The organism is Halorubrum halophilum, from assembly GCF_000739595.1.
Classification (GTDB): Archaea; Halobacteriota; Halobacteria; order Halobacteriales; family Haloferacaceae; genus Halorubrum; species Halorubrum halophilum.
Genome location: NZ_BBJP01000006.1, coordinates 1 through 12,755 on the forward strand (window position 1 = coordinate 1; position 12,755 = coordinate 12,755).

Here is a 12,755-nt window from a genome sequence, read left to right on the forward strand (position 1 = left end):
CACTCCTGCCCAACAACGTCGTCCTACCGGGGCGGCGGATTCGCCTCCATCGCCAGTAACTCTTTGAGCAACCGGTACAACCTCCCCGATGAAGCGGGAGATTTGCGTCATAGACAACCGCATTCTCCCGCTTCAACTCCTTTGATTTAGCGGCCTACCTCGCTGCTGTATGGCGATTCAACACAGCCTCTCCACCCAAGAGCGGAATCCTTTTTCATTTATCAATCTGTGTCCATCTCATGGAACTACACAATACAGGAAAGTTTCTAGCACGTAAGGGAATCAATTTTGTTCGCCAGAAAATATATTCAATAGGGGCAAATTACTATTGTCCTCTCTGTGAGTCAAACATTCGTAAGTTTATGCCCGCAGGATCTCCCCCAAGAATCCAATGTCAATGCCCAGTCTGTGGTTCCAGAGAGCGCCATCGCCTACTATGGTTATATATAAAAGAAAAGTTCGATGCTTTTTCTAGTTGTACTGACATACTTTATACAAGCCCAGCGTGGCCACTTGAGGGGAAGTTACGAGAAAATTCAAATGTGAACATGATAACTAGCGATATTAATTTAGATGTAATTAGTAATGGATTATCTGATAAAAGTGTGGATGTATATTCAGATATAACCAGTCTCTCTTTCAGAGACGATACGTTTGACTTAATAATTTGCTCTCACGTTCTTGAGCATGTTCAAAACGATAAGAGAGCTATCGCAGAGATGAGCCGAGTGCTAAAAAAAGATGGGTATGCGCTAGTTATGGTACCACAAAGTGATGTTTTAAATAAAACACACGAAGATATAGGCATTACCACTCCAAAAAATCGGTCTCAAGCCTTTGGAGCTCCTAACCATGTACGGCAATATGGCAAAGACTTCTATCAGAGACTTTCCGATAATGGATTTTCAGTTTCTACGATGACTGTACCAGATTGGCTAAACCAGACTAAAATCAAACGGCATGGACTACGCCTTCATAGCCCTGGCCACACCAGCTTAGAATCAGGTCAAGACTGGCAATATGAAAAGTTGTATATTTGTATACCAAGCAACAAAAATTATAAGTAACCTAGCTGCTGTAACCGACTTTTAACATTAGTGTCTGTATTTTTATCACTAGATAAATTAGAAACATCAATATCTACCTCTCTCGACATACGATCCTCTCCTTCGATCACCGTCCATGGAACCTTTCTTACACTAGATAATAAAGATCCTGCAGGGTGACCCCATTGTCTCAGTTCTCCTAACGCATTTCCGTGGTCAGCGGTTATCGCTATATTAGCGTCCACATTTGTTCTTAACGTATCTATACACCCTAGTGCATATCGTAGATTATTCTGATATGCTTCAAGAATCTCCTGCCGTGTTACTGTCCCCTTGTATGCGCTATCCCACACACCGAAGTTCTCTCGACCTTCATAATCATCTTCTCCTTCGATATCCATCTGGTGTATGAGGTCTGGATGGCCAATGAATGGCTGATGGGGCTGCATGTAGTGAACAATCATCTTATCAAATCCGTACTGTGTTCTATTTCTCCAAGCAGTAATAGCGAGATCAGTTAATAGATGTGGATTAACCGTTTCAACACCACCTACTTCCTCCCAACAGAAGTCAGCTGCGGGAACAAAGAGCGGTAACTGCGAATCATCGATAGGGAGATTAGGTTCCCACGAAACCTCTCGCTGGGCCCAGTCATTACCCGAGATATACGCCGTTGATTTTGCCTCTGGGTGATCGGTAACATCAAACGTATTAGCTACCCACGAACCTGAATACGAACCTACAGACCAATAGGACGTAATAGCTTCTGTATCGATCCAGTCAAATTCTTGACTCACTTCACGGAATGTATCAACACGGGTCGCGTCGAGTACCACAAGAATATCCCAATCTTTCGACCAAACGGAGGTTCCAATCCTATCTGCGATAGTTCGATGAAGGATTCCGTTCACTAATTCCCAGCCAGATTGATAGACCGCAGAAGTAAATGGACGGGTTTGAGTTCGTCGGTGAAACTGTTTCGCCCAGTCAATAAGACCCATGTTGACCTTGGAGGTTAGTCCTTGGCATTAAGATTTCGTCATTGGACGAAGATCAGTCCCCACCGTCAATATCTTTTTTAGTAGGATACCAGTCCGGTCGGATATTCGGCTTATCCTGTACCTCACTAATGACCGCACGTATTCCCGACCGGAATTCATCCACCGAGAAGCGCTCAGCAAACTGCTCGATCTCCGATTCAGACCATTTGATTCCCTTCTTTTCAAAATTCTGAACAGCATCGAATAATGATGGTTTTCCCTCTCGTTCGAATCGATACCCATTCTTACCGTCTACTATTTGGAATTGTGTCATACCTTCTTTTACGCCTAATACTGGGGTTCCAGATGCTAAGGCTTCAACGGGTGCAATCCCAAAATCTTCGTTCTCAGCATTGTATACGAACCCTTTTGCTTTGGCTAGGAGTGATTGTTTTTCTGATTCAGAAACGAATCCCAAAAAATCAATGTTAGAACTCGATTTCGCTTGTAGTGAGTGATCTTCTGGGCCATCACCTGCTATTTTAAGAGACTTATTTGGTAGTTGATTAAAAACATCAATGATTTCTCCAATTCGCTTATGGGGCTCTAGTCTTGAGATAGTGAGATAAAATTCGCCGGTGCTTTCTGTGTGTCGTGAAAATTCATGCGTAGGCACTGGCGGGTATACAACTCGTATTTTATCTCGGTCAATATTCCAATATTTTTTCACCCGATGGGCAATAATCTCAGAGTTGCATACAAATATATCTGGTCGGTTCACAGCCTCATTTGTTAACAACCGAAGCAATACGCTGTACATACGCCCCGCCCTACCTCGAAAATTGTCTGGCCACTTGTACAGTAAATCCGTATATCGTCGACCGGTGTGGTGGACATACTGGATTTGTGACTGTGAATCTGGCCCACAGTAAAGGAGGGTTTCTAATCCGGATCCAATTACGATATCGTATTTTCGTATATCCTTGATGGGTGAAAAACTTGTCATCCAATTATATAGATAAGCCAATTCTCTCAACGGACCTCCTTTTTTAATCGAAAATTGGCTTAATGGGCCACTAAAAAGTTCTGTTACATCAGTTATATCCGAGGGTTCTACATTTTCATTTCGAAATCCCACATAAAGAGGGGCGTTAACTGTCCGCTGTATTTCCCAAGCAACACGTTCGGCCCCGCCTTCGATGTCCTCTCCTTTATGTAAGATAGCAATATTATCAACGTTATTCATACTTTCTGTCCCACTGTGCTTCCCTAAGTATTTGTTCAGTCTGGTCAGCTACCACTTCAAGCGAATAATTTTCTAACAAAAACTTTCGGCCCTCTGCCCCCAACCGTTGTCGATGCTCTACATCGGAGTCAAGCTGCTGGATCGATTTGAGCAGCGTGTCGAAATCCCCCGCATAAATACCGATGTCCTCCTCACTGATCGTCCCGTGTAGGGAGTATTCCAGTGATATCACGGGAGTTTCATATCTCCAAGCCTCCAAAAATACGTTACCAAATCCTTCGCTGTCTGATGTATTAACCAACGCTTTTGCGGATCGGTAGTACGAATCAATCTGATCTGGTTCGATAAACCCCTCAAATGAAATGTTAGGCACGCTTAAAGCACGATCCTTAATTTCCTGATAAAATTCTTCTTCACCTTCTATCGGAGGTCCAACCATCACAAAATTAATGTTCGGTAATTTCTCTGCCGCATCAACGAACTTTGCCGGATTTTTCTGGTCAGGATCGAATCTTCCAACCCAGAGGAAGTATTCGCGTTCTCTGTGGCTAAGTATATTTTTTTCAGGAGGTAGATCATATCCACAGGGGATGGTATTAGCATCAATTCCATATTCTTTCCTGAGAATTTCTTTCTGATAGTCGGTTAACGTAACAACTTGATCAGCACCTCGTATTGACCAAATATACAGATACTTGAATATCTTCCCATGACTACCAATCTTATCTGGCTCTATATCACGATCATTTGCTACTACATATACAAAACCTGCTCCACGGATCCTACAGAATAATCCCACGACAAAGCAAAGATTGGGATGGCCACGAACGTAATACACATCAGAGTTAATCCAAGTGAATACCATGGCGAGCCAGAGAAATTTAAATGGAAATAGAAGAATACTATTTGTATCTGGTATCAATTGATACATAGTAACATCTCGTGAGTTGCTTTTTTCTATCGAATCAAAGATTCGGGTGATCGCAGATACATTATGACCCCGATCAACTAATTCTTGTGAGAGAAGGAACTGCTGTCGCTCAGCTCCACCCGCGCCTTGATCTCCACCGGGCTTGAGATAGTAATACAATCTTGGAGAGACAAATGTGATGTCCAATTTACTATTTTTCGGGGGGTCTCGGTTTTCAGGGGGCATACCAATTAGCTTCAGATTGTTTTCCTGCTCTTTTAGTCCTTCCTCCATCCTGATAGTGTCCAGATAAGCCAGATTCCATGCGAAGGAGAGGGTTTGAGGCTGATTTCTGACGGCATCTGCCTCAACATGAGTGGAACAGCTCGAAACTACATAATTCGTTACATTGTTTCACATGAAAGGCGCGTTCTATGCTATTCCGATAATAATATAGACGTGTTGGAATCGATGCCTGTGGCGGTGAGGAGACATGATACTATAGTGCGTCGCTAAGGTTAAAATTCGGATCGTCTATCTGACTATTTTCTGTGTACTGAAGAGTAATATATGGGACGCTCTTGTGTAGCACATCTGTTGATCTCAAAGAGTGGCGTGTTTGAGCGCTTCTCGTCCGGGTTTGCGGTAGAGCTCTCGTCTGAATTGGAACGCTCGGAAATACGGTGTGAGGCGATCTTTTGAGATACCCCGGTGAGGCGAGAGCCACCGTCGCGCCAGCGACGCGTGGCTCTCGCACGTGTTCACGTGGACCCTATCGTCGGCGTACTCACCGTCTCCGTGGACGACGTATTCGCGGTTGAATCTCTCATCTTCCTCAAGGATTGTACACGCAAAATTCGGCGGAATAGACGGTGAGAGGCTCCTGCTAGCGGTCAGCCAGCAGGAGCCGAATCGTCGATTCATCTGCGGATTTTGCTGGCACGATGTATCGTTGTTCGGTGCCGCGATCTACGAGAACGAAAACAGGCGGTTTGTCCTGTTCATATGTCCCGCGCCCGCGTCTGGAGAGGCCGCGGGAGCTCGACCAGCGGTCGCGCTCGCGGCCTTTCAGGCCGGTAGAGATGTACAGTTCGTCAATTTCGACTGGCTCGACGAGATCGAGTGGCGGCGCGTCGAGCGCTTCGCTGAAGCGCTTGACACGCCTGTGGATCGTTTTGTAGGTAACATCCATTTGCATTGTAGCTGCCTGAGGCTCGTGTTAAACCGGCGAAAGGCGTAGATCGAAAACAGCCACTTGCGGAGCGCGATCTTCGAATGAGCGAAGATCGTACCAGTCTTATCGTTGAATGTGCGGCCGCAATCCTTACAGAGATACCGCTGAAACTGCCCATAGCTGCCGTTTCTGACTGTTCGGTCAGAACGGCAGCGGGGACAAGTCACACCGTCACGCCAGCGAATTTGTTGGAGTAGGTCCGCTGTGACCGATTCCAACCCAAACACATCTAGCGGAATCATCCGTGTCGGGTACCGCTGACGCGGTGCCATTGTCCTCTTCGACTCCGCAGCGACAGCTCACCAGTATCAACAATCTCCTACAGAAGAGCGTATCTGGGATTTCTCAGGGTTTCTACTGATCAGAGATATGTCATTTTATTGATTGGTTTTAAATGGAATATTATCACTTACTGTTGAACGGAATTCTTCGGACATATAAAGAAGAACCGAAAAGTACACTGACGCACCCAGTCCAATAAGTAAAATAATAACAGACAAGGATTCACCAAGAAGAGATCGCCCAATAAGAACGACAACAGCCATAACCCCACTTGAAATAATTTGTCTTCCAATTTCACGAAAGGGAATATTAATATCAACCACTTTGTCAGCATAATAATATCCAAGAATTAGCACGATACCACATGAGAATGTGGTTGCTACTGCTGCGCCATACCATCCAAATTGCCATGTGAGTAGAACGTTTAAACTCAAATTTACACCAACGAATACGGCATTTATATAGAATGTTAAATCTGGCCGATCTATCGCATCAATTGTGTTCACAAATTGACGACCATATCCATATAAAAGCCGAGCAAATGTGAGAAACAATAAAATATAGTAACCCATCTGAAATTCTGAGCCATAAATTGTCAACACGACATCGCCAACCAATGCGGCACCTACAAATCCAGGAATGATGAACAGTCCAGAGTAAACGAGACTGACACGCAGTAAGCTAGCTATTTCGGCATTAGACTGCTCTTCTGAGTGAATTTTACTCATTTCAGGGAAGAGAGTCCGAGAGATCGACGCTCCAAATATGGCAAACAGAGATGCGAGGTTCCACGCTATCTCATAAACTGCAATGAGACCGTGTGGAATGAAAATAGCAAGGATAAGCGTGTCCATAGACTGGAATACTCTTCCTTTGATTGAATTGAGCCACGAGAACTGTGCGTATGATTTTAATTGTACAAAATCTTCCTTAGATGGTGGTTTCGATGGAACGGTGATGAAATGAATACCAATAACTGCGGCTACGAAAGCGCCGACGACGTATCCTGCAAGTGCTCCGACAATGCCGAAGCCAGAGACAACAAGTACTATCTGAATGAGACTTCTACTCACCCATTCAACCGGTGTAAGAATACTTGAGACATGGACGAGATGCTGTCCTTCCAGGACTGTTTGAGTAAACATCAGCCCCAACCGAATAGCAAGCATAAGGATAATAATGAGAGTTACATCAATACCGATAAACTCGTTTAGAGTAGATCTACTGATCCAGAGGATAATTGCAAGAAGGAGATACAGTACGAATTGAATGGTAGCTCCAGAAACTACGTAGTTTCCATCGTTAGACTCACTTACACGCTTCTTCACAGCTTGTAGTAGTCCAAGTTGTCCAATCATCCCTGCCCACGCAAGTACAGAGAGAATCACTACATAGGTGCCGTATTGATCCTGTCCGAGGGTCCGAGTGAGAATGATTGTAGCAACGAACCCTGAGAGAGACATTATTAGACGGGATAAAAAATTCACAATCGATGTCTGGCCGTATTTCATAAGGGAACTCGCAGGTCCAATGGATATTCTAATTGCCAACGTATCAATATCGTGGTTATCAGGTAGTAACTAATCATAGTACGAAGGAATGGTTTCGTTAAAGCGGTAGCGAAGGGGGGAGCATTTACTTTGTTGAAGTTGATACCTGTCTCTAAGTTATTATTTGAGAAATGCGTCGATCAAAAGGTACCTATTAGTGGGGTAGCAGTCATGGTGACGTATGGATGTGACGAAAGCAGTTATCCCGGCTGCAGGGTTTGGTACTCGCTTTCTTCCGGTGACGAAAGCCCAACCGAAAGAAATGATGCCCGTCCTGGACAAGCCGACAATACAGTACGTCGTTGAGGAGGCGGTATCCGCGGGGATTGACGATATTTTGATCATTACCGGCCGTGGCAAGCAAGCTATTGAGCGACATTTCGATAAATCATACGAACTGGAGGAGGAACTCGAAGCCGACGGAAAACTCGATCGGCTCGATCGTGTTCAAGAGATTGCAGATTTGGCTGACATTCATTATGTCCGACAGAAAGAGCGAGACGGGTTGGGTGATGCAGTTCTATACGCGCGAAAACACGTCGGTGATGAACCATTTGCGTTGCTCCTCGGTGACACGATCATCAAAAACGACACACCGTGTATTGAGACACTTATCAATGAGGCGAAGAACCACGGATCGTCGATACTCTCCTTAGAGCGTGTCCCTTGGGAACAGGTGTCTACTTATGGCGTTGCTGACACCGGTGACGTAGACCCGAGTGCTGGGAGTTTTCCTGTTGATGACTTCGTTGAAAAGCCACCACAGGATGAGGCACCTTCCAACCTCGCGATCACTGGACGTTATGTGCTCACCGCTGAGATCTTCGATCTGCTTGAGGCCACGAAGAAAGGAAAAGGTGGAGAACTCCAGTTAACCGACGCCATCCGGAAGTTAGACAATGTGCGTGGGATCGAACTTGACGGCGACCGCTACGACATCGGTAATATCCCGAGCTGGCTACGAGCGAATATCGAGATGGCACTCCATTATGACGATGGTGAAATCAATGAAGCTGTCGAAGCGCTCCTCGACGAACAGTCCTTATGAGCCGGATTCTCGTAACGGGAGCCGCCGGATTTCTCGGCTCGTTCCTCTGTGATCGGTTGCTTTCTGATGGCTATGAAGTGATCGGAATGGATAATCGCGTGAGCGGGCAGATCAAGAATCTCGATGACGCCTTCTATCAGGATCAGTTTTCGTTTTATGATCACGATGTCACGGAGTTCATTCACGTTGCTGGAGAGCTTGATGCGGTTCTCCATTTGGCGAGTCTCGCGTCTCCCGTCTTCTACCGAGATCATCCGATCAAAACTCTGAAGGTTGGAGCTCTCGGGACACATAAGACGCTCGGACTCGCGAAAGAGAAAGACGCGACGTATCTGTTCACCTCGACAAGCGAAGTATACGGCGACCCGGAAGTAAATCCACAACCCGAGTCATACCGCGGTAACGTAGACCCATATGGGCCGCGGTCGTGTTACGACGAGTCGAAGCGCTACGGCGAGTCGCTGGTGCGGGCCTACCGGGACAAACACGACCTAGATGTCCGGGTCGCGCGAATCTTCAACACATATGGGCCACGAATGCGTCTTGACGACGGTCGGGTGATCCCTAACTTCATGAAGCAAGCTCTCACCGGGAGAGATTTGACGGTGTATGGAGACGGCGAACAGACTCGAAGCTTCTGTTATGTAGAGGATATGATCGACGGACTGGTAGCGCTATTAGAATCTAGCGTCCAAGACCCAGTCAATATTGGGAATCCCGACGAGCGAACGATCAATGAACTCGCAGACTTTATTTTGGATGTGACTGAGAGTGACAGCGGGATTACGCACGAGGAACTCCCGCCTCAAGACCCACAGGTACGGCGGCCAGATATCTCTAAAGCGCGGTCTGAACTCAATTGGACGCCTGAGGTCACACTCCGTGAAGGACTTGAAATGTCAATCGAGTATTTTGTACAACAGATCTGAGTTAGTAATCACAGAATCGTAGTCTCTTTTGTTTGTTGAACCCACAGAAGAAGTGCATGCCAAGTCTCTGATTAGCTGTGTATGGATTCACTCAACCGAGATCTCAACACATTTCTGTATCGATCAAAAAGGATTCATTCTAACTAGCTTCCCTCCCTGTAGAACCATCACTCGTACCTGATAACTCACCAAGTAAAACTTGTCTGTTCCGTCACTGTCAGTGGATTCAACAGACTAGACTACTGAGGAACAGATATAGCTGGATTTGGATTACGGTTTCACGGCTAAACGAGAGGTTCTTTTGGCTCAGAGCCAGCTTTGCTATTGCGACCAACAACCTGCTTCTCAAGAATACAGACTGGGAGAACGAGATCTTCTCTCCAGAACAATATCTATAATGATATATTAGCACAGATATTCACATACTCTGGAGTAAACCAAAGCCGTAATGTGTTCTCTGTGAGGATTCGCACCTAGCAGGGCAAACGCGTCCTCGTCATGGACGGCGCGGGCTTCATCGGCTCGAACCTCGCGAACCGCCTCGCGGCCGACAATGACGTGATCGCTCTCGATGACACCTATCTCGGGACGCCCAAGAACCTCGTTCCCGAAATTGAGTTCGTCAAAGCGGATACCGTCGACGAAGATTTCTCCGTCGACATCGTGTTCCATCTCGCCACGCTCTTCTCGCAGAACATGCACGAGAGCGATCCCCAGTGCGACTGCCGCGTCAACGTCGAGGGATTCATACACGATGGACGACGCCTCGGCGTTCCGCGCCGCCACCGGGTGGGAGCCCGAGATCGGCTTCGAAGAAAGGCGTCGAGTTGGTGTGTGGGCCGTATGAGGGTAAATACACTTTGTCACGATAATAATAAATCATCATTACTAGGATTTGATTCGGTATAGAGACTGACAAAGTATTTACAACGGCACAGAAGAGTGTGATTCATGCAAGCAGTGGTACTCGCGGCGGGCAAGGGCACGCGACTCCGGCCCCTAACAGACGACAAGCCGAAGGTGCTCGTCGAGGTGAACGGGACGCCGCTGATCGAGGACGTGTTCGACAACCTGATCGACGCCGGGGCGACCGAACTCGTCGTGGTGGTCGGGTACAAGGCCGAGCAGATCATCGATCGGTACGGCGACGAGTACCGCGACGTGCCGATCACGTACACGCACCAGCGCGAGCAGTTAGGCCTCGCACACGCCATCCTCCAGGCCGAACCCCACGTCGACGGCGACTTCATGCTGATGCTCGGCGACAACGTCTTTCGCGGCAACCTCGGCGATGTCACTAACCGCCAGCGGGAGGACCGCGCCGATGCCGCGTTCCTCGTCGAGGAGGTGCCCTACGAGGAGGCGTCTCGCTACGGCGTGCTCGACACCAACGAGTACGGCGAGGTCGTCGAGGTCGTCGAGAAGCCCGACGACCCGCCGTCGAATCTGGTGATGACCGGCTTCTACACGTTTACCCCCGCAATCTTCCACGCGTGTCACCTCGTCCAACCCTCCGACCGCGGCGAGTACGAGCTCCCCGACGCGATCGATCTCCTCATCCAGTCCGGCCGCACCATCGACGCGATCCGACTCGACGGCTGGCGGATCGACGTGGGCTACCCCGAAGACCGCGACCGCGCCGAGGACTGGTTGGACGAACTGGCCGACGAGGACGACGACGCCGGCGAGGCCGACAATGCTGACGAAGTCGTCGTCGACGAATAGCGAGCGAACCCACCGCGCCGAGCCTTTTCACTGAGTCCGGGCACGGATCGAACGAGCGACGGGCCGCGGGAGTACGAGCGTCTCGGACTCGCCGACCGCTGCGAACACCAGATCAAGGTCGACGCCGAGTTCGTACGCGTAGGACTGTCCGCCGGGGCGCCTCTCGCCGTTGGAAGCCGTTCGATAGCTACCGTCTTCCCGGGTTATCAATGGCATTACGATGCCTATCCGAGTGCCAACTCCGGACACAGATGATGCCGACTGGGGAACCCGACCACCACGAACCGCCGATCCGGGCGACGATCGTTCGGTACGACGATGACCCCGACGAGTGCACCCTCCACCCGGAGGACCCCGACGACGACAGGCGGATGACGGAGTGGATCACGGCCGAATCCGGGTACTACTTCGCGATCGCGTCCTGTCGCTGATGGCGGCGGGCGCCTCTCGGTCAGCGGGTGACGCGGCGCCGATCATCGTTCTGCGACGACGTTGACGACGGCACCGAACAGGACCGCGAGCGCGCCGAAGTAGAGCCACAGCAGGAACAGTAACACGATCCCGAGGAAGCCGTACGCCCGGTACTGTCCGGCGACCGTCGAGTACAGGTGGAACAGAGTCTCCAGAACGACCAGCCCGACGACGGCCGCGACGGTTCCGGGCAGGACCTCGCGAAGCGACACGCGGCGGGGCGGTAAGACGTAGTACACCGGCAGCAACGCGATCAGCAGCCCGACGAAAAGCACCGCGACGCCGACCGGTCTCGACGGAACGACCCGTTCGACGGCCGGGAGTCCGAGGACCAACTGCGCGCCGACGAGCAGGGCGAGCCCGACTCCGATGGTCGTCATCACTGCCGTCGCGTTGAGGAGCTGTCTGCCCAGCGGCGTCACCGTCTCCGAGCCGTATATCCGGTCGAAGGCGAGATCGATCGCCCGGAACACCCTGAGGGCGCTCCAGGCGAGCGCGAGCGTCCCGACCGCGGTGGCGCCCGCGATGCCCGACTGGTCGGTGAGCGCCGCGCTGACGACCGCCGTACCCTCCGCGGAGAGGTAGGATTCGAACAGCGCCAGCACGCCCGCCGCGAACCGCTCGCCCCCGACGGCGACCGCTAACACGAGGGCGGGCACGACGGAGAAGAACGCGAAGAAGGCGATGCTCCCGGCCAGAAACGACAGCTCGCTCTCTCGACCGAGCACGTAGATCGACCGAACGGTCTCGACGGCGCGTGTCGCGTCGCGTCGCACAGTCGCCGGAGGCGTGCGACGGGTATCGTTAGACGGGGCGTAGTCGAACGGACGCGGCTCCCGCCCCCGGATAACGAGAGGGACGGTCGATACCGAGTCTGGCGGGGAAACCGGTCGGACGCGCGTCTCGTCCCGCGTTCCCCGTCTGTCGTCCGATTCCCGGATCGGCGGGTGCTCCCTGCTGCGTCGACGCGCTCGCGTGTTCAGAAGGATGTCAAGCGGTGCCGACGCCGACGAACCCGTCGCTGCGAACGATCACGTCGTAGCCCGCGTGGACGAACGACACCGTGACCGGATCCTGTGTCGGCGCGCTCGCACAGAGGTCGTTGAGCGACTCCGGATCGACCGTCTCGGCGAGGGCCGGAATCGCGTCCGGCTCGCTGTCGTCGGCGTCGCTCAGCGCCTCGACGACCCCAACTACCGGAGAAACGTCGTTCCAGTCGTATCGTCTGTCGACGAGGTAGTCGTCAGTCATGTTGACAGCCGTTCGATCCAGTCGGCGGGTCTCCTGACTCGCTCGTGTACCGTCCCACAGTGATTACCGTTGAGTGTGAGAAA

At 50.2% G+C, this 12,755-nt stretch carries 11 protein-coding genes and 2 pseudogenes; 6 read left to right on the forward strand and 7 right to left on the reverse strand.

The annotated features are described in order from the left end of the window. Positions 1-239 precede the first annotated feature (239 nt). Complete coding sequence (locus ACP96_RS17430) at positions 240-1,067, forward strand: methyltransferase domain-containing protein (protein ID WP_082222431.1); 828 nt, start codon at positions 240-242, stop codon at positions 1,065-1,067. Here ACP96_RS17430 and ACP96_RS18380 read toward each other — a convergent pair. From ACP96_RS18380 to ACP96_RS17445, 5 genes and pseudogenes are all read right to left on the reverse strand, one after another. Further along, on the reverse strand, positions 1,058-2,047 hold the full coding sequence (locus ACP96_RS18380; RefSeq protein WP_154020376.1) for a hypothetical protein: 990 nt from the start codon (positions 2,045-2,047) through the stop codon (positions 1,058-1,060). The two genes, ACP96_RS17430 and ACP96_RS18380, sit on opposite strands and share 10 nt — an antisense overlap. 52 nt (positions 2,048-2,099) lie before the next feature. Continuing rightward, entirely contained in the window at positions 2,100-3,272 is a 1,173-nt protein-coding gene (locus ACP96_RS17435; protein WP_082222432.1) for a glycosyltransferase, read from the reverse strand. Beyond that, complete coding sequence (locus tag ACP96_RS17440; protein ID WP_082222433.1) at positions 3,265-4,476, reverse strand: glycosyltransferase family 4 protein; 1,212 nt, start codon at positions 4,474-4,476, stop codon at positions 3,265-3,267. The genes ACP96_RS17435 and ACP96_RS17440 overlap by 8 nt, the downstream gene beginning before the upstream one ends. A 309-nt stretch (positions 4,477-4,785) precedes the next feature. Further along, positions 4,786-5,658 (reverse strand): annotated as a pseudogene (locus tag ACP96_RS01975) (IS1595 family transposase). Positions 5,659-5,793: 135 nt separating this feature from the next. Further along, a complete protein-coding gene (locus ACP96_RS17445; protein WP_082222434.1) occupies positions 5,794-7,209 on the reverse strand; it encodes an oligosaccharide flippase family protein in 1,416 nt (471 codons plus the stop codon). A 220-nt stretch (positions 7,210-7,429) separates the two neighbouring features. Here ACP96_RS17445 and galU point away from each other — a divergent pair, with 220 nt between their 5' ends. The 5 genes and pseudogenes from galU (at position 7,430) to ACP96_RS02005 (ending at position 11,381) form a co-directional block, all read left to right on the forward strand. Continuing rightward, entirely contained in the window at positions 7,430-8,296 is an 867-nt protein-coding gene (gene galU / locus ACP96_RS01985) for a UTP--glucose-1-phosphate uridylyltransferase GalU (protein ID WP_050031916.1), read from the forward strand. Next, positions 8,293-9,225: a UDP-glucuronic acid decarboxylase family protein gene (locus ACP96_RS01990; RefSeq protein WP_050031917.1), complete on the forward strand. Its 933-nt coding sequence runs from the start codon at positions 8,293-8,295 to the stop codon at positions 9,223-9,225. The genes galU and ACP96_RS01990 overlap by 4 nt, the downstream gene beginning before the upstream one ends. 498 nt (positions 9,226-9,723) lie before the next feature. After that, positions 9,724-9,990 (forward strand): annotated as a pseudogene (locus tag ACP96_RS19460) (NAD-dependent epimerase/dehydratase family protein); the annotation flags it as partial. A gap of 186 nt (positions 9,991-10,176) precedes the next feature. After that, entirely contained in the window at positions 10,177-10,950 is a 774-nt protein-coding gene (gene aglF / locus ACP96_RS02000) for a UTP--glucose-1-phosphate uridylyltransferase AglF (protein ID WP_050031920.1), read from the forward strand. 254 nt (positions 10,951-11,204) lie between these two features. Further along, positions 11,205-11,381 carry a DUF7511 domain-containing protein gene (locus ACP96_RS02005; RefSeq protein WP_235271311.1) on the forward strand — a complete coding sequence of 59 codons (177 nt, stop codon included), beginning with the start codon at positions 11,205-11,207 and terminating at the stop codon, positions 11,379-11,381. A 42-nt stretch (positions 11,382-11,423) separates the two neighbouring features. Here the strand turns inward: ACP96_RS02005 and ACP96_RS02010 are convergent, their stop codons facing one another. Next, entirely contained in the window at positions 11,424-12,197 is a 774-nt protein-coding gene (locus ACP96_RS02010; protein WP_050031923.1) for a YihY/virulence factor BrkB family protein, read from the reverse strand. A gap of 214 nt (positions 12,198-12,411) precedes the next feature. Continuing rightward, positions 12,412-12,672 (reverse strand): HalOD1 output domain-containing protein, encoded by a 261-nt coding sequence (locus ACP96_RS02015; RefSeq protein WP_050031924.1) that lies wholly within the window; start codon positions 12,670-12,672, stop codon positions 12,412-12,414. Positions 12,673-12,755 lie beyond the last annotated feature (83 nt).

Coding starts and splice junctions, on each gene's coding strand:
- ACP96_RS17430 (WP_082222431.1), top strand. CDS start 240: ATGGAACTACACAATACAGGAAAGTTTCTAGCACGTAAGGGAATCAAT.
- ACP96_RS17435 (WP_082222432.1), bottom strand. CDS start 3,272: ATGAATAACGTTGATAATATTGCTATCTTACATAAAGGAGAGGACATC.
- galU (WP_050031916.1), top strand. CDS start 7,430: ATGGATGTGACGAAAGCAGTTATCCCGGCTGCAGGGTTTGGTACTCGC.
- ACP96_RS02015 (WP_050031924.1), bottom strand. CDS start 12,672: ATGACTGACGACTACCTCGTCGACAGACGATACGACTGGAACGACGTT.
- ACP96_RS18380 (WP_154020376.1), bottom strand. CDS start 2,047: ATGGGTCTTATTGACTGGGCGAAACAGTTTCACCGACGAACTCAAACC.
- aglF (WP_050031920.1), top strand. CDS start 10,177: ATGCAAGCAGTGGTACTCGCGGCGGGCAAGGGCACGCGACTCCGGCCC.
- ACP96_RS17445 (WP_082222434.1), bottom strand. CDS start 7,209: ATGAAATACGGCCAGACATCGATTGTGAATTTTTTATCCCGTCTAATA.
- ACP96_RS01990 (WP_050031917.1), top strand. CDS start 8,293: ATGAGCCGGATTCTCGTAACGGGAGCCGCCGGATTTCTCGGCTCGTTC.
- ACP96_RS02005 (WP_235271311.1), top strand. CDS start 11,205: ATGCCGACTGGGGAACCCGACCACCACGAACCGCCGATCCGGGCGACG.
- ACP96_RS17440 (WP_082222433.1), bottom strand. CDS start 4,476: ATGGAGGAAGGACTAAAAGAGCAGGAAAACAATCTGAAGCTAATTGGT.